The following is a 17,907-nucleotide window of genomic DNA, read 5'->3' on the forward strand; positions in this document are numbered from 1 at the left end:
AAATCCCTGCAAACCGTGTAACGGTTTGCAGGGATTTTTGTATTTACAATGGTTCTATCCTGATCTGTGCAAGGGAAATAGATATCGTTTGTCTTACATAGAATTTTGAGATGATCATATTTAGTTTTTTCTGTCTGTCCGATGTATCCCGCTGTGGTAGCCGATAAGTTCATCCAGCATCGGCTGCATCGCTGCTATCTCGCTCTTCTTTTTTGTTTCAATGCTGAAGCGGTCACCGTCATCATATTCAACATATATATCCACATAATTATTATCCGAGTCGGATTCTGTGTAATCAGGTTTGGCCTCCCCGAAACCGAAATATCCGTTTTCGTGATTGTCATATACTCCGGAGCTGTAGTTGAATCTACTGTAATCGTACTTTAGTGTAAGATCGTATTTCGAAAGAATGGCTGTCAGACCAGCATAATAATCATCCGGAAGCGTATAAACGTATTCACCGTCCTGATTCTTTAGTGCAGTGGAAAAATCACACACTTCCTCTCCGTCTTCAATTACAGTGATGCTGAAGCGCTTTGCCGTTGCAGTATATTTATCGGGATACAGCGAATCGATTCCATTATCGGAAAACCATTTTGCAAATACATCATATATATCGCACTCCCATTCTGAGTACGGCTCGTTGTCGATGGTAAAGGTAAGCTTCTCGCCGGTATCGTATATGGCGGTAAACTCGCATGGGCTTCCGTACTCTGGATCTATGCCTGCAGTTATCCGGTACCGTCCGTTTCTTGACACCAGGTCATGATCTTTTATGACTTTTTGAAGAGACTTCATAAGTTCATCATCGGCAGGGAGACTTACACCGGAAACATGCTCGTATGCTGTCAGTACGTTTCCATTATCCTGTTTTACCTCAAATTTAAAGTCATGTGCTCCCCTTTCATCCCGGTCACCCTTCCATCTGTCGGGAAGAGATATATTTGTATAGAAACTCACAATGTTATCCGATTTGATCTCCTTTGGTGCATTCGGATCCGCTTTGTCGGTTATGGTACCGCCCTCCACGGGTTCATCGGTTGCCCCGGGGGTCTCCGGCGTCTCAGATGAGGTGCACGCGCAGAGAACGGAGGATGCAAGCACGAGGGATATGATAGCTATCGCTGTCAGTCCCGGTATATGTTTTTCATTTGATGTTTTTTTCATTTGAGTGTTTTCCTTCTCAATATACTTTTAGTAAGGGATTCAGCGAAACATTCTTTGAAATTTCGAGTGAATCAGCTACATGCTTACCTCAGCATACCCTCTTGGATGACCCGTTTCCAAGGCGTTCTGCCCAGGACATCATCAGGTCCTCACGCTTTCCGAACAGATCCTTCTGCATGCCGATGACATCGTCAAAGACCATGGTCTGGCGGTCATCCCCTGAGAACTTATTCCACTGGTATTTGTCGGTGGAGGGATTTCCTGTCCGGGCGAAGTTGACCCACATCTCCTTTACAACGTGGCGGAACTCGCAGTCTTCGGTACTGACGATCTTGCCGCTGCCCATAGGGTCCTCTAGGCAGGTGTCGAAAAGGTAAGGAATCTCGCAGGCGTGTATCGCACCAAGCTCCGGAGTTGTCACCGGCTTCCTGACGAAGTACATGTAGGTGTTGCCGCCTGCGGCAGAGTGTCTGATGGCCATATTGGTGTTGCCGGCGCGGAAGTTAATGTCGTTGCAGTACTGCTCCAGCCTGCTCACTTCTCTTTCGTTTGCGAGGGTGGCCATGAACTCGTCGTACATAGACTTCTCACGGTCATTGAGCATCGCGCGATCTCTCTTAGCAATCCACCTCAGCGTATTTGCAAAGCCTTCTTCACCGCCTTCGGAGGGAACGAAGTATCTGATTTCGTCCAGGGTGGAACCGATCATCAAATCGATTTTGGCCCTCTTCTCATCTCCCCACATACCGTACATGACCGCACGGTCCTCGGGTAATGTGACACCGTCCAAGAGCGGGAAGTTGGCAAATCCGAGAAGACAGTTCTTGTCAATAACACCTGCTTTCTGATAGGCTTCTACAAGCTGCTCGGTGGTGAGTTCCATTAGCTCGTCCATAGTCTGGCAGCCCGTTGCGGTCAGGAAGTTCTGTGTGACGTGGATGCCATGTTCCATCGTGTCGCAATAGGCGATGTTGGCGCTCTGTGCGATGCATCTCTTAAAGAGCCCCTCGCTTCCTTCGATAATCGGGAGGAACGTTACGCTTGCAGAGCCTGCTGACTCTCCGAAAATTGTTACGTTGTCCGGATCTCCGCCGAAGCCGGCGATGTTTTTCTGTACCCACCTGAGGGCCTCGAGCTGGTCAAGCAGACCGAGGTTCCCAGCCTCCCTGAAGTTTTCTCCGCCGGGTACGCGTTCGAAATTCATGAATCCCATGAAGCCGAGTCGGTAGTCGATGGACACGAACAGGATGTCGGGGCACTGTTTGGCGATGTTTGTAAGGTCATAGAGAGGCGATGCCTGGGATTCGGCGCAGAATCCGCCTCCGTGAATCCACACCATGACAGGCTTTTTGTTGTCAGTACAGCCGGTATTGCAATAAATGTTTAGTACGAGGCAGTCTTCACCGAACTCCGCCGTTCCCCCTGAGTCATTCAAGGGTCCGATGGGAACGTGGCCGGGCTTTGTCGCGTCGTATACGCCGTCGTCGTCTGCGGCAGGCAGTGCCTTCTTCCAACGGAGCTTCCCTACCGGCTGAGTTGCGTACGGAATGCCCTTCCAGATAATCAGCCCGTCTGTTTCCTTGCCGATGAATGTACCGTTGTTACACTTGATTTCATTAGAGTTACTCATTTTTTCTCCTTTTCATTCAATATATGTTGTTCATAAAAAAACCACATCACTAGTTATTCTATCGGCACAAAATGAATATAAATCAGTACGGAAAAAAACATCTAAGAAATAATGATCCTGGAACAAAGTTAATATGCTCATATCAAAAAAGCGCACATTTCAAAGTGCGCCTGACAGAAAAGAATGATGAATTAACATCGGAACGATGGACCGGATTACACGGACTCCAGGCATCTGCAAACCTGTAAAAATGAAGCCCGCTCCATCCTTTGCAGAAACATAATGTGTTCTTTTCTGAATAAAATGTTACTTAATAAGTGAGGATCATGTCAAGTGGGAGCTTGGCGGTTTACCGTTTACTTTGCACAGATGGGGATTCCGGTTGAAGCGATCGTGCTGGCTTCACTTATGGGATTTACGATGTCTTTATCTTATCAAAGACAGGGAAAACCATAGGATAAACACCAATGATCACAAATATTGTTATCGCATACCGTGCGGTTCTGATCAGAAGCGCAGCTAAGCTGTTACCGGAAAGAAACTCACCCGAAAAAGGCATTTTCAACAGTTTATTCATCACAAAGAAGATCAGAAACGCACAAATCACGCGAAGTACCTTTGCAAAAACATTACTAGTATCTTTAAACCCAACATACTTCTCTTCAAAAGGAATTGCTGCGATAACACCGATCAGTACTCCCAGGGATGTAAAATAGTCCTGTGTCCGAACAAAAAACACTCCGGGCAATGCAAAAGCCAATAGGATAATATGACGGATCCATGCTTTTTCAACAAACCGGTCCAGAAGCGAAAAGATCCCTATAATTACAAATCCAAATATCCATCCGGCCAGGACATCTGTCGGATAATGTGCACCCACTGCCGGTCTGGATACACCTACCAAAAATGAAAGGCAGATCGAAAGAATCCAAACAAGTCTCTTTTTCACTTTGGATGCCAGAGTAATATAGGCGGCTGTAACTGACGCACTATGCATACTGGGGAATGAATATCCCTGTGCAGAAACATCCTGGGCTGACGCACCTGATTCCACCAGTACCCGTGCTTCAACCCTGTCGGGATACTCCATATAAGGCCGTGGTCTCATCACAACGCTCTTAATCATCGGAAGATACGAATTTACGGATGCAAGAATCAGAGCAATGCGTTTGCCCACTTCTTTCTTCCAACAGAACATCACGATAAGGAGCATTAAAAGCAAGCCCTTTTCTCCGCCTATAAAAGCACAGATCTTCCCTAAAACACGTATGAAATCTCCGGAATTTTCCTGCATCCATTCAATAAGTCTTACTTCCCATTCCATATTTTTAAACCCCTTTATACAATGATTTATTCATAGCGGCAGGCACCAATCATTCGGTTAGAGGATTAAATATATACTGATGTTCAAATTTGCCTGCATTGAAACCTAATACCATTTTTGTACCGCTGCAGGTTCCGCTGGCTATGAAGCTATTGCATTTTGCAAGAAATCTTAGCGCATAGAAATAATTGACAGTAATATCCTCAAGCGCCGCTTCATAATCCTCTCCCGTCCGCTTTTCTTTTTCAAGGTCTTTGATCAGATGGATATTTTTGAAATCCGATACGGAAAATCTCTCCTGTGCTATCACACGGACTTTATCTTTGCCAAATTCTGCAAACATGGCATCCAGAGCATCATTATCCTCGGTTGCGAGAAAGATTTTGTCAAAATGATACTCTTCCATGAATTCTTTTATCTTAGGAATCAATATCTCTGTAGAGGCCTGTTTATGGCTTGGACCAACCTCAGTAAGCTTGTAATCCGTACCTCTGATCAGAACGCCCAGTACCTTGTCATCACCAAACACCGCCTCATAATATTCATCCATCTGACTATTGAATTCATCATCGATGACAGTTTCCTTTAGCGGAATCTGCATCATTTGGAAGGTCGGTATGACATACAGTTTGATAAAGTCGGCACAAATACAGGTGTTGTCCTCATTTGCATCTGCCGGCCTCTTCTTAAGAACGAAATATCTGTTCAGCATCTCATCACTGTATCTTGAACAATGCTCTTTCAGAAAGCATTCAATGCCGAATCCGGCAAGCAGTGCCTCGATTTTGTTATAGGTATCCAGTATTGCTCCGATGCCGATGATTTTATCGAACTCTATTTGGCAATACTTTATTTCTGACAGGTCTTTGCCATCTGCAAGTCCCTGCACAAAAAATATCTCGCTGAAAAGCGGAATGGAGTGATTTTTTTTCACATCTCCCTTGTATATACCGATCAAAAAATCCTTTGTGATGATCATAGAGTCCTCGCGGCCGGGAAGCTCTTCTACTATGTGCACGTTATTAAGATCAGATATGAAAAACATGATTCTGGAATCAGTTACGTAAATCTGCATATCAAGCTTTAACGCAGCGAGCTTTGCGATCACAATCGAGTACTCAGTTAATTCCTCAATTTCAAGTGCACCGAAGCGTTTTATCAGTGACAGATTCAGGGTTCGGTCATCATTTTCATCGTAATTGTTGAAGTTGAAAAACAGCTCGGAGAAACCATTGTCCTGAGCACCTTTGCTGGTCTTTATCGTGTAATTGTTGTCGATTTTTTGGAGATCGTATAACGGCTGATCATCCTTGTACACATGGCAGTATTCCAGCTGCTTTCTCAGTGCTTCATGAAATACATCATCACCATGGCTGAGTTTGTCTCCGGCTTTCTCGCTGTCAAATGCTAATACTTTGTACATCTTATCCTTCCTTCCTACTAATGTATCTCTATGAGATACTGTATAACGTTAGGACTTATATCGACGAAAGTGTCTAATATGATTAATTTATCATTGTTCACAGTGTCAGGCACCTATGGCTTTGCACTTCCTTTTCAACTTAAAACCTCTGCTCTTCTTTCTATAAGTTCAGTAAAACTTACTTTCATATCTTCAGGTATATATGAACAATTAACCATTTCAATAAAAGTACCTTTAAGCTTTAACAACTGTTTTATCAATCCCACAGATGTTTTCTCAGTGATTCCCAGGTTGTCAGCCAGTGCAAGAAAATCCTTCCTTCTCAAATTCCTCTTCTTTCCGTTAAGTGTCAATGCAACCTGTTCTTTATCTGTCGGCAATATTACATTAACAGGCAACAGATCATATGCTGCAGAAAGGCCAAAGATTCTGCTTCCGGCTTTATCTTCAATAAGTGAAAAGTTCTTTAAATGCATATCCGAGTTTCCTGTTAAAAAGCAAAACAAAAGCCTATAGAAAAAATCTGATTTGTCTATTCCAATGTTTTGACAATACCTGTTTATGATTTTTCCGCAGTTCTCATAGGATCCTTTATATTTATCTTCTGTCAGCCTTCCGGATAACTGGCAAAAGTCTTCCATGGCAAACAACTGCTTATCTAAACGGTCTATTCTTTTCGTTATATATGAATATTTGCCATTAATGTAAATCAATGCATTCGAAACAGTCTTTATCTTAGCCTTTGAAGCCATTTTCATGGTTATGAATTCCGCTTCCGGTAAATTCCCGAAATCATCTGACTGAGGCTTCAATATATAGCCCGTTGGATAGTCCACAATCGTTAATCTTGCATTCCTTCCCTCGCTATGCAGATGCAAAGACAGTTTCTTTTGAACACCGGGAACCGTGAGCCCTTTGTTAACCGTCGAATTTACAAGCTGCTCAAGTTCTTTTTCAGTACAGTCAAGTTCAGGAAGTATTTTGGTTCCGAAGAATGACTTTATGCACTTCTGATGCCAGGTAACAGTATTCTCATATTCACTTGGATTTACAATTTCTTTATTGCAGCATAAACATCTCATACTTACAATGCCTCTAATCGAACATCTCCTATACAGTCGCTACATGTTACAAGCAAAAGACCAAATCTGTCTTTTCCATCTATCTTCCAATTCCGTTCTACAACCTGAAGCAACCATCCTTCGGGAATCAAACCGTCAAAAAAAGAAAACAGTGTTTTTGATCTGTATATTTCCTGTGTCAAGGGTAATGTCAGGCTCACCGGTAATGGATTCTCCATTGTCAGATAATCCTTGTCATATGAAAATTCATAACCATCATCTGTTTCTTTTATCGTTCCTGCACGTTTATTCTGTACAAACACTTTTCCAGCTCTTCCCATGTTATAAATCTCCTCTGGTCAGCGGTCCCGGAACTGCTTCCATTCCAAACATCCTGAGTGCCTGATTGACTTTGTCCATACGAACAGTCTCCTTTCCCTGCTCTAATTCTCTGACAAATCTAAGCCCTAACCCTGCTCTCAGAGCAAATTCTTCCTGTGTAAGTCCTGCTTTTTTTCTTTCACGTTTGATAAATTCAGATATAGTATTCATAAAACAAATATACACCCTAAAGGGTATAAATTGCAATGAATAATCGAGATTTATACCCTTTAGGGTGTATATATATGAATATGGTTCGAAACGTACCTTTTCGGGTATAATTATTATCTTCTTAAATTTCAATGATAGGTGCCTGTTTGTGTCGAATCCGCTGCCACGGAGCCGCCCATAAGTGCCAGTCATGGTCTTTGTTCACAGTGACAGGCACCTATGGTTCTTAAGATTTTTCTTCATGTGTTCCTCCTTAATTATGCCGCTCTCAGAGAGGCATTTCATGTATGATGTCTTAATGATACACTTTCGTAATTAAAAAAGGTAAACTTGCGGTTTACCTTTTAATTGTTATTTATCATTACTTTGTCTTGATACATAATAAGTTCACTTTACGATTACCAAAGAAAAATAACCTGCTTCATCCGGAATGGACTGCGAGTCAAAATAAACCTTTTCATCAGGCATTCCAATGTTTTCAACCAGATAGATATGCTTGTTCCGGGCAAATGCTTTTTCCTTTATTTCCTTTAACTTTTTTCCGGCTTTCATTATCACGAGTGTGCCTTCAGATTCACAGTATTTACCTGATGTTATCATCAGGGATTCGTCGCCTAAGGAAAGTGGAAGTTTCAACTTTGCGGAGGCAGCGCTAAAGGAAGTAATTCCGCTGATTACCTCGATTTCATATCCTTGTTTCTTTATCATAGCTGCAATATAAAAAAACGTAGAATATATCCCCGGATCCCCCAATGTAAGAAAAGCTACATTCTTTCCCAATGAAAGGTAGTGTATGATCTGTTCAGCTGCTTTTTTATGTGCATCAAAGAGATCATCCTTACGCATGGGAAAGTCCAAAAGTAACAGTTCTTTTGAAGTGATCTCCGGAACAGCCTCTTTCGCTATCCCATATGCTATTCCCGGCTCACCATGACTTTCCGGACATGCTATACAATCGGCATTTTTTATTATTTTTATCGCTTTTAATGTTAGCAGGTCCGGATCCCCGGGTCCTACTCCAACAGCGTATAGTTTTCCAGACATAGTACTCCTAAAAAATCTTTATCACTGACATGTGTACCGTATATGGTTAAGAGTTATTTGCAATCAGGTAATGGTTTTGAAATGGTATTCAGCACCAATCATTCCTGAACCAAAACTCTTACTTAGTCACAGCTCGTCCTAATTCGTATACAACGTACTGATTCAGGCTGACACCTTCCTCAGATGCTCTGCGGGAGAGTTGTCGATGCAGACTCTTCGGCATACGAAGGCGCAGCTGTCCCGAATATTCTTCCTGGGGTTCCTTGATATCAACACCATCCTCGATTGCTGCCATCAACCATTCTCTCTTCGCATCTTCAGACATGGTCTTAGCTTCATCCAAAGACTCTACGCATGTAACACAACCAGGTAGATCAGGAAAATATAAAGTATATCCCCCTTCTTCTTCGTCCGGAACAATTACCATTCTGTATGGCAGTTTCATATAATCTTCAATTGTTTTCTTTGGCTTTTTTATATTTGTTTTCATCTTCATTCCTCCGGAGTTTCTTCCTGATTAAATGTCGCTCTCATTACAACTCTTTTCACGGTTTTACTGTGCCAGGTACCTATAGGTATACACATACGAATCCGTTATACTACGTTGGGGATTGACCCGCTGGGTGCCAATCCCCAAATCCATTACTTATAATGCAATCTGCTCAGAATTTGCCATTATCTTTTCGACAATGTTCAAAATATCTCTTGCTGTGCTCATATTGTCTTTAAACAATACAGGCATACTACCTACAGACTTAAATGGTTCATTCATGAGAACCCTGTTGTCTTCGATATTTCCGTTAGCAACGATGTAATCCACTATCAGATTTACAAATCTTATCTGATTCAAATTGAGTTTTTCATCAGACAGGAATTTACTAAAGGCTTCATTAACATCGGCTCTGTCCATGCCGACAATCTTCCGGACAAGTCTTCCGACAGGAGTATCTCCGTACTCCTTGATGTAATCATCTTTAGAACCTAATTCAGTCCAAAGAATACGTTCAAGCTCCTTCATATCCATTTCTGTAAGTGGCTTGTTATGTCTGAGTTTATATACAGACATTGTGTTTTCTTTTGACTTAAGATAGTATTCTACCTTTTTACGATAGTTCTCCAGCTGATCACCAACATGAAGCGGAGTACCTTCTGCCATATCGACGATTTCATCTTCAAAGTCAGTGTAGTAAATTACTTTCTTTTTCTTATCTAGATACTGAAGCAGATTCCTAAGAGCTGCACGAACTTCCTCTATATCCAATATGCTCGCTTCATCCCAGAAATCCTGTGTCTGTACCTTTTCTACGATAGACCGTTGAGCCGCAACTTGAGGAATGGACATTTTCTCTGATAGCAGTTCTGCTGTGGCAACAACAATATTTATTGGCTTTTGTACGTTTTTGCTCTGTAATATGCCAAGCTGAATGCTATACATCAGATGGTCAAATCTTCTCGCAAGTTCATCACTTTGATCAGGCTGTATGATAGGTGCGATATGGTCTTTTATTTCAGATATCTCAGCTGTTTCAAGATCATTCCAGTTATTAAGATCTCTATATGTCTGTACATAGCGCATATTCATCTTAACGAGAAAGCTGTCTGTATTAAGTTCAACTACTGCTTCATGTAATCCGTTAACCAGTTTCACTCTGTAGTCTAAATAATCCTGATTATCTGTAAAACAGGATGACTGAAGCTCTCTGCAGATTAATGTTTTTGTGTTATAGATTTTCTCTGAAAGAGATACAAGTAACCCTCCTTCAGTGCCATTTTTGTTAACGCGGAAGAATTCAAAGTTGTTGCAGAAATCGAAGATAAGGAAATGCGTTTTGTTTAGACCTTCCCCGAGAAGATCCGGACAAAGTCTCGTTCCTCGTCCTATCATCTGCCAGAACTTTGAATAGCTCTTTACTTTTTTGAAGAATACAAGATTCAGGATTTCCGGAATGTCGATACCGGTATCAAGCATATCTACAGAAACCGCTATCTGAGGCATTTTCTCTTTAGTACTGAAATCATCGATGAGTGTGTCACAATACTTAATGCTATAATCAATCTGTTTTATGAAATCGCCGCCAAGCTCAGGAAAAAGTTTATTGAAACGCTCAACTATAGCTTTTGCATGAAGACTGTTCTTGGCAAAAATAATTGTTTTTCCAAGCTTATCTCCGCCTTCGATTTTAAGGCCCTTTTCCATCAGCTCTTTTAGAACCTTATCAATTGTATCTGCATTAAAAAGCCAGCTGTTAACAGCATCACTGGAGATATCTTCATCTATTGTTTCATCTGCTTCGAAAAGATTATCAAACTCCTCTTTTTCTTCCTCAGACAGTTCATCATAATGAATTCCATCTTCCATGATCTTGGTTTTATATTCCAGAGTTGAATAGTTAACAAGGTATCCTTCTTCTACGGCTTTATCAAGTTCATATGCGAATGTTGGCACACCTCTCTCCAGGTCGAACACACCATAAGTATTCCTGTCAATTTCGTTCTTGGGTGTTGCGGTCATGCCCAGGAGCATGGCATCAAAATAATCAAAAATTGCCTGATATTTCTTGTATATCGAACGATGTACCTCATCACAGATGATCAAATCAAAGTGACCCGGAGTAAATAATCTGGAGCCATCTTTGTTCTTTTTCTCATCTATTGCATTCATCATAGTCGGATACGTAGAGAAAATCATACGGCAGCTTTCCGGATCTTCCTTATTTTCCAACAGATTGCAGCATGATAGATCAGGTAACAGGTTTGTATAGTTATTTTTAGCCTGTTTTACAAGAGCTGTTCTGTCCGCCAAGAATAAAACATTCTTCACATAATTATGTCTTCTCAAAACATCAACTATGCTGATACTTACCCTTGTTTTTCCAGAACCTGTTGCCTGTACAATAAGCATCTTTCTATGCTTATGTTCTATAGCATCGCATACTGCGGTAACCGCCTCTTTCTGATACGGGCGGTTTGTTATATTGTCACTGATTTCAATATTAACTAATGGCTTTCTTTGCTTTCTTCTGTCTACTTCAAGCTGTAATTCTTCCTGGGTAAGGAATCCCGCTACTTCTCTTCGCGGATATCCCATAAAGTCATTGGTATAGAATATTTCAAATCCATTGGAAGTAAAGATCAATGGCCTCTGTCCATACTGGTTTTGTAAGCAATCTGCATAGAGTTTTGCCTGCTGACTTCCAACGATGGTATCCACTGTAGCTTTCTTTGCTTCAACCACTCCAAGAGGAAGGTTATCCTTTCCCCACAGAACGTAATCCACAAAACCGGTACCCGTAGCTGTAGGCATCCCGGTTATGGGAACTTCAAGTGTACAGTTACCATCAATTACCCAACCTGCTTCTTGAAGCTCGATATCAATAAGACTCTTCCTGGTCTCAGCCTCAGTTAAAGTATCAATTCTGAATATTCTGGATCCGGTGTTCTGTTCACGAACCTTTGCCATCTGCATTCTTAACTCTTCGTTTTCAGCAATGGCTTTTTCTAACTCTTCATCCTTTGCCGCAATCTCATCTGATTTCGATGAAATCTTATTCTGTAATGCTTTTAACTCAGATGCACTGACTACTTCAGCATTTGAATCCAACAGCAATGATTCGTCAAAGGAATGAGGTTCGTACTCGGTTGAATAGGAATAATCCAGCCAATCCAGAAATTCAAAAAGATCTTTAAGCGCCAGAACAGCCTGGTCTCTGGTGATACGTTTGTTTTCATGTAAAACAAGATTTCCAAGTTTTCTGATATATGTTAATAAATCTAATAGTCCCGGGCTTAAGATGTTTTTGAATGAAGGCTCATACATGAGAGCAGACAAAGTTGTCTCATAGGGCATATAAACGTCTGCATCATGCTCATAGACATATTTTATAGCCAGTTCCATGGCCTTTCTTGACAGAGCGGCAGAGGCTGATGGTGATACCACCATTGCTCTTTCAGCCTCTATTGCTTCCTGTGCAAAATAGTCGTAGTCTTCTTTTCCTTTCAAAAAGTCAAAATTAGATTTCATAACAGTACCTCGTTCAAATCTAACTACTACTCGGTTTTCTAATGAATCAATCTTGTAAGTGCTTAAAGTGCCTCGTGTAGAGGCTCGGATTCCTCCGGTTGTTGTTCATAATGATAAGAAATATATAGTTTCGTATCAGTTTCGTTTTCTGTACCAGCATCCTTCAACCATTGATTTAATCTATAAGTTGATTTTCCAATTCCAAAAATTTGTCAAAATCGCTTTGGAACAAACGGTCTTGCACAATTCTATATTTTTCATATTCTGTTTCAGCATGAAGCTTGGCTTCTTCTGCACTGATTTTTCCTGGCCCAGTTAGTATCTCATTACCATTAAATTCAAGGAAACCATCTAGCCTTTTAGCCCAATCCTCCATACTCATCGGAATATGTCTTTGAGCCTGAAGTTCTGCATAATCCAAGTATAATGTGACAATTCGTTCAAGATAATTCATCTCTTCCTCAGATAAATAGTTTTTAGCAATTGTCACATCCGCTTTTAGAATTTTTCCATCTGGAGCATTTTCCCATGTAGTAAGTCCCATGTTCTCTTTTTCAGCATCAGCTCGTTCAACAATCAATTCCGCGGCAGTATGTCTATGCACAGCATAGTGCATTTTGTTCTGAACTGTCTTAAAGAACAAATGAGTAGTTTTAGCATTTTTATCATAATCAAAAGCAGTTGCATAGATATCAGTAACTTTCTGATAGAACCTTCTTTCAGATAGCCGAATCTCACGAATTTGCTGCAGTTGTCTCTCAAAAAAATCTTCTGTGAACTTATGGCCTTTCTTTAAGCGCTCCGGATCCATGACCCATCCTTGAATGGTATAATCCTTGACTATTTGGCCAGCCCACTTTCTAAAGCGTACTGCCCTCTCGTTGTCTATTTTAAATCCAACAGCAATAATCATTTGAAGATTATAATGGAGAATGTTCCTCGAAACATCCCTATTTCCCTCTCTTTGAACTATTCGGAAATTCCGAATAGTTGAATCCGCAGAAAGCTCACCATCTTTATATATCGTTTCTATATGGTCATTAATTGTATTTACTTTTACATCATATAATGAGGCCATCATCTTTTGCGTTAGCCAAATATTTTCATCCTCATAGCGCATTTCAAAACTCTCTGGCGAATCGCCTGTTGACGCTATATATGTAAGATATTCTGCGGCAGATGATGATACCTGTAGTTCCTTCTTTTTTGCCATTTATCCAAAATACTCCTGCATCAAACTGTCAAATAACTTCTGCGTTTCATCTAATGATTTTTGCACTGCAACTTTTGATTTGTCGACTTGTTCTAAAAAGTCCACGTACTCTTTTTGTAATTCAATCGGTGGCACAATCATGGCTCTTTGCTTTAATGAATTAAATTCGATATTATCTGCCGTTACTGCTCTTACGCCAGACAGAATATCCGCTTCTTGCATTTTGAATTGCACTGCCATGAAACGTGTCAGCATTGATTCTCCAGGAATAAATACTTTTAAGTCCTGATTGACTGTAATAGGAACAGCATTTATGGCCACTGGTAAAGTATGTTTAAGGATTCCGCTCCTGATAACCATAATCACTGAATTTACAGGAACCATCCTTGCTGTACTATTATCAACGCCTTTCTGATTTATATATATTTGGCTCTCCGTCAAAACATCAGTCTTCATATCTTTTGAAGAAACCCACGGTATATCACCGTTTTCATAATATTCTGGATGTGACTTTGATGGTGTACCTCCGCCAAAAATCTCCTTGCAAACAGATTCTACAGCCGCAGTATCCCACCCCATTTCATTATGAATCGGATCGCCAAAGAGCTCGACAAATCGGGCTTGGATGAGCTCATCTAGTTTAAAAAGTTCTTCTTTTCTTAATTTTATTATCTCATTTAGTTTATCTAACCTATCAGCTATCAGCTCTTGTTCATTAATATCCAACAGATTAATTCTATTCTTCTTTATATCTGGAACCGTCAACTGAGGTATAGATGTTCCGCTTGATTGTGGCTTACAATTTTTTAATGCATAAAAAAGATATCTTTCTGATACTTTACTTAAATCAGGTACAACAGTTATGAGTCGCACAACAGGTAAAAATGGTGTTCTTCTAATTGCTGTATATCCTATAGTTCCTCTTGCTGCAACAGTAATACTTAGTTCCTTTTCTCTAGCCTCATCTGTATATCCATATAAACCTTCGTCTTTTTCAGCATTAGCATATATGGGAATGCTATACTCATCAGTAATTACTTCTGAATACCTATCCTTAGGGACATCCCCGCCGGCATATATTCTCTTGCATACTTCTTCCAGTTTTACTCTCATATTGTCCCTACAAATCTTTCTTTTCAATTGATTTAAGAACGTCTGTTTGATATAATATTTAAGTGCTACCAGTACAACGGTAGGCGGTTAGTCCTTTTCCAGGGGACTGTGACCTCTGTTTACATAGAAATCTCTTTCGAGAAATCTCATAATGGAGGAACTTGAATATGCTCACAATTAATGACTTGATTGCAGTTATTGCACTTTGTGCAACTTTCTATAGTCTTGGCTATAATCGTGGTAAGCATGATTCCAAGACACAAAAATAACCGCCCGAGCCTTGGAAACTTAGAGCGGTTACTTTAACTAAACTAAACATCTTGGGCTAACCGTCTACCGGTAGCACTTCTTTTCAATAACTATCTTACCATCACCACTCGTTATCGTCAAACAAATATTCAGTTGTTTTATCATATTTTCCGGAGTGCTTCATTCGCATTCCGCTTCGCTGCATGCTCATGCGTCCTGTCGGACTATCGATCCAATCCGTCAGACACGCTTTGGTGAGCAAGCTCCCCCGCGTGTCTGCCGTCTTGTCTCGGCACTCCTCGTTACCTCGACAAATTCGTTGGTTTTGTAGAAAATTCGGAATTTCCGAATTTTCTCATGGTGTCCTCAATCTTTCGCCGTCTCCCATAATACTTTATTTTTCGTCAACTCTAAAATTCTCAATTTGTCATCGAACTTTTCTACAATTATTTCGACAATAATTTCTTTAATTCAACCAGTTCTGTCTGAATTTCTGTCTCGATGCTTTCAATCTTTTCTAGAATGACTTCAGTAGGTTCGTACTCTACCTTCTCATAAACCACTTCCTTGTATTTGTTGATTGAAAGGTCGTAATCATTTTTTTCAATCTCTTCCACTGGCACAAAGAAGCTCTGATCTGTTCTTGCTCTGTCTTTTTCTGCTTCAAGATTGTTGAATCTTGAAATAATGTCACGAATATCATTTTCTGAAATTTCCTGACGCTTATCATCGAGACTAAATCCGTCAGCTTTCATATCATAGAACCAGACATTATCAGTTCCACCGCTACCTGTTTTGGTAAAAATAAGAATAGCTGTTGATACTCCGGCATATGGTTTGAATACTCCACTTGGCATAGATATTACCGCATCAAGCTTATTGTTGTTGATGAGTTCTTTTCTTATCTGCTTGTGAGCATTACTTGAACCAAAAAGTACCCCATCTGGAACAATTACGGCTGCACGTCCGCCCTTCTTCAACACACGAAGAAATAGTGCTAGGAAAAGGAGCTCTGTCTTTTTGGTTTTTGTAACTTTAAGAAGATCGGCAGAAACAGCTTCATAATCAAGGCTTCCCTTAAAAGGCGGGTTGGCCAAAACAAGTGAATACTTTTCTATATCTGTGTTTTGCTCTGACAAACTGTCTCTGTATGAAATATTGGGATTCTCTACGCCGTGAAGAAGCATATTCATGGCACCGATACGGAGCATGGTTCTATCCATATCATTTCCAAAGAACATATCATTATTAAAATGATTCCTCTTCTTCTCATCGAGGAAAAGGTCAGCATGATTCTCTCTGAGATATTTTTGCGCAGCAATCAAAAATCCGGCTGAACCCATGGCGGGATCTATAATGATATCGTCCGGCTGTGGTTTTGTAAGATTGACCATCATCTCGATAATATGTCTAGGGGTTCTGAATTGGCCATTAGTGCCGGCAGTCGCAACCTTAGAAAGAAGATACTCATAAAGATCTCCCTTAGTGTCTTCATCGCCAAGTTCTAACTGATCGATTCCGTCTACGATTTTTGTAAGCATTGCGGGTGTTGGGATTTTGAAAATAGCATCCCCCATATATTTTGAATATGCTGAATCACCATCCTGATGTAAGTTCTTGATAAATGGGAACACACCATTTAAAACAACATCATACATTTCTTCTGCTGATCCGAGATTCTTGAACTTACTCCATCTGTATTTCTCACAATCTCCGGGAAACATGGGCTCATATGGCACATTAAGAAAGTTTGCCTCGTTTTCCTTAGTTGTTTCAACATCGTCGAGCTGTTTTATAAACAAAAGATATGTAAACTGTTCAATTACATCCAGCGGATTGGTAATGCCACCCGTCCAGAATGTTTCCCATATCTTATCAATTTTGTTTTTGATTTCACCTGTAATCATGTATTCCTCCACTTATCTAAAAGGATTGTAATCCTTAATGACTTAAGTATACCATTCCCGCAACTTTGAAAAAAGGACAACAAATGTACCAATCTTAAATACTATCTCCATACATTTCCAATAAAACGCAAAGAAAAACCGGCAAAAATTCATTTCGAATTTAACCGGCAAATATATGATATAAAGATGATAGAGTGCATATTATCTGATCATCGGTTTTCAGAGGGTTGCCGGCAGATTTTGGGGGCTGCCGGCTTGAGTAGTATGAAAAAACATTTTAGGGGTATCAGATGTTCCTCATCTGATGGTCATATAATATCACCGGATGCTGAAAAGAAACTGAATATCCAATATTTCTATATGGTCTAAAAACAGACCATATGCATTTTCCTTAGACCATGATATGATTCTCAAGTCAAAAGAAATAATAGTCTATTATTCAAAAAGAATTCCCACTTTATCAAAAAAATTAATAAAAGCAATTGACGATATGTGATAAAACACATATTATTGAAACTATAGAGAGAGCGAAATCGAATTAGCAAAGACATATAGGGCTGATTATTATGCCAGGAAGGAGAATAAATGACAACCTTAAATGACTTCATAGAAGAACAGCTTAAAGATCCTGTTTTTAAAGAGAAATATGATGCACTTGAACCTGAGTATTCTCTAATACAGGCATTAATTGATGCCAGAAAAGAAAATGGAATGACACAAAAACAATTGGCAGATGCCACAGGAATATCACAGGCTGATATAAGCAGATTAGAACATGGGACCGGAAATCCATCTGTAAAGACTTTACAAAGAATAGCTCAGGCATTACATATGGCCTTAAAAATAGAATTTGTGCCACAAAAAGAAACGGGTATAGGTTAAAACAATTGAACACCATAGGTGCTGTTCTCAGTGACAGGCACCTATGGTTTTTATCTTCCATTTCATGCCTCCCTTCGCAAACTCTCTTGCATAGAATATATTTTCCTCTGATATTTAAAGACTAGGGGAAAGGAAATAATAAGGTTATTTCACAATCACCAAAGAAAAGTATCCTGCTTCATCCGGAATGGACTGCGAGTCGAAATAAACCTTTTCATCAGGCATGCCAATGTTTTCAACCAGATAGATATGCTTGTTCCGGGCAAATGCTTTTTCCTTTATTTCCTTTAACTTTTTTCCGGCTTTCATTATCACGAGTGT

14 protein-coding genes are annotated in these 17,907 nt (G+C 40.2%); 1 reads left to right on the plus strand and 13 read right to left on the minus strand.

Annotated elements, in window-relative coordinates:
* Positions 1 to 120: 120 nt before the first annotated feature.
* The 13 genes from T357_RS0108395 to T357_RS0108460 form a co-directional block, all read right to left on the minus strand.
* Positions 121 to 1,167, minus strand: coding sequence for a hypothetical protein (locus T357_RS0108395; protein WP_031550929.1), 1,047 nt, complete (start codon positions 1,165 to 1,167; stop codon positions 121 to 123).
* A gap of 88 nt (positions 1,168 to 1,255) precedes the next feature.
* On the minus strand, positions 1,256 to 2,797 hold the full coding sequence (locus T357_RS0108400) for a carboxylesterase/lipase family protein (RefSeq protein ID WP_031550932.1): 1,542 nt from the start codon (positions 2,795 to 2,797) through the stop codon (positions 1,256 to 1,258).
* 415 nt (positions 2,798 to 3,212) lie between these two features.
* A complete protein-coding gene (locus T357_RS21975) occupies positions 3,213 to 4,121 on the minus strand; it encodes a phosphatase PAP2 family protein (RefSeq protein ID WP_031550935.1) in 909 nt (302 codons plus the stop codon).
* Between the two features lie 49 nt (positions 4,122 to 4,170).
* The gene (locus T357_RS0108410) at positions 4,171 to 5,544 is read right to left on the minus strand and encodes an O-fucosyltransferase family protein (RefSeq protein WP_031550937.1); all 1,374 of its coding nucleotides are present in this window, start codon (positions 5,542 to 5,544) and stop codon (positions 4,171 to 4,173) included.
* 134 nt (positions 5,545 to 5,678) lie between these two features.
* Entirely contained in the window at positions 5,679 to 6,626 is a 948-nt protein-coding gene (locus T357_RS0108415; protein ID WP_031550939.1) for a HipA domain-containing protein, read from the minus strand.
* 2 nt (positions 6,627 to 6,628) lie between these two features.
* Positions 6,629 to 6,946 (minus strand): HipA N-terminal domain-containing protein, encoded by a 318-nt coding sequence (locus T357_RS0108420; RefSeq protein ID WP_044916521.1) that lies wholly within the window; start codon positions 6,944 to 6,946, stop codon positions 6,629 to 6,631.
* Position 6,947: 1 nt separating this feature from the next.
* On the minus strand, positions 6,948 to 7,157 hold the full coding sequence (locus T357_RS0108425) for a type II toxin-antitoxin system Y4mF family antitoxin (protein ID WP_031550945.1): 210 nt from the start codon (positions 7,155 to 7,157) through the stop codon (positions 6,948 to 6,950).
* A 387-nt stretch (positions 7,158 to 7,544) separates the two neighbouring features.
* The gene (cobI, locus tag T357_RS0108430; RefSeq protein WP_031550948.1) at positions 7,545 to 8,201 is read right to left on the minus strand and encodes a precorrin-2 C(20)-methyltransferase; all 657 of its coding nucleotides are present in this window, start codon (positions 8,199 to 8,201) and stop codon (positions 7,545 to 7,547) included.
* 118 nt (positions 8,202 to 8,319) lie between these two features.
* Positions 8,320 to 8,691 carry a toxin-antitoxin system HicB family antitoxin gene (locus T357_RS0108435; protein WP_031550951.1) on the minus strand — a complete coding sequence of 124 codons (372 nt, stop codon included), beginning with the start codon at positions 8,689 to 8,691 and terminating at the stop codon, positions 8,320 to 8,322.
* A 156-nt stretch (positions 8,692 to 8,847) separates the two neighbouring features.
* The gene (locus tag T357_RS0108440; RefSeq protein WP_031550956.1) at positions 8,848 to 12,222 is read right to left on the minus strand and encodes a DEAD/DEAH box helicase family protein; all 3,375 of its coding nucleotides are present in this window, start codon (positions 12,220 to 12,222) and stop codon (positions 8,848 to 8,850) included.
* 175 nt (positions 12,223 to 12,397) lie between these two features.
* Positions 12,398 to 13,435, minus strand: coding sequence for a virulence RhuM family protein (locus T357_RS21150; RefSeq protein WP_031550959.1), 1,038 nt, complete (start codon positions 13,433 to 13,435; stop codon positions 12,398 to 12,400).
* Entirely contained in the window at positions 13,436 to 14,548 is a 1,113-nt protein-coding gene (locus T357_RS21155; protein WP_031550962.1) for a restriction endonuclease subunit S, read from the minus strand.
* 695 nt (positions 14,549 to 15,243) lie between these two features.
* Complete coding sequence (locus T357_RS0108460) at positions 15,244 to 16,704, minus strand: type I restriction-modification system subunit M (RefSeq protein ID WP_031550965.1); 1,461 nt, start codon at positions 16,702 to 16,704, stop codon at positions 15,244 to 15,246.
* 585 nt (positions 16,705 to 17,289) lie between these two features.
* On the opposite strand from T357_RS0108460, the gene T357_RS0108465 reads away from it, so the two are divergent.
* A complete protein-coding gene (locus T357_RS0108465) occupies positions 17,290 to 17,586 on the plus strand; it encodes a helix-turn-helix domain-containing protein (RefSeq protein ID WP_031550967.1) in 297 nt (98 codons plus the stop codon).
* Positions 17,587 to 17,907 lie beyond the last annotated feature (321 nt).

The organism is Oribacterium sp. FC2011, from assembly GCF_000701645.1.
Taxonomy (GTDB): Bacteria; Bacillota; Clostridia; order Lachnospirales; family Lachnospiraceae; genus Oribacterium.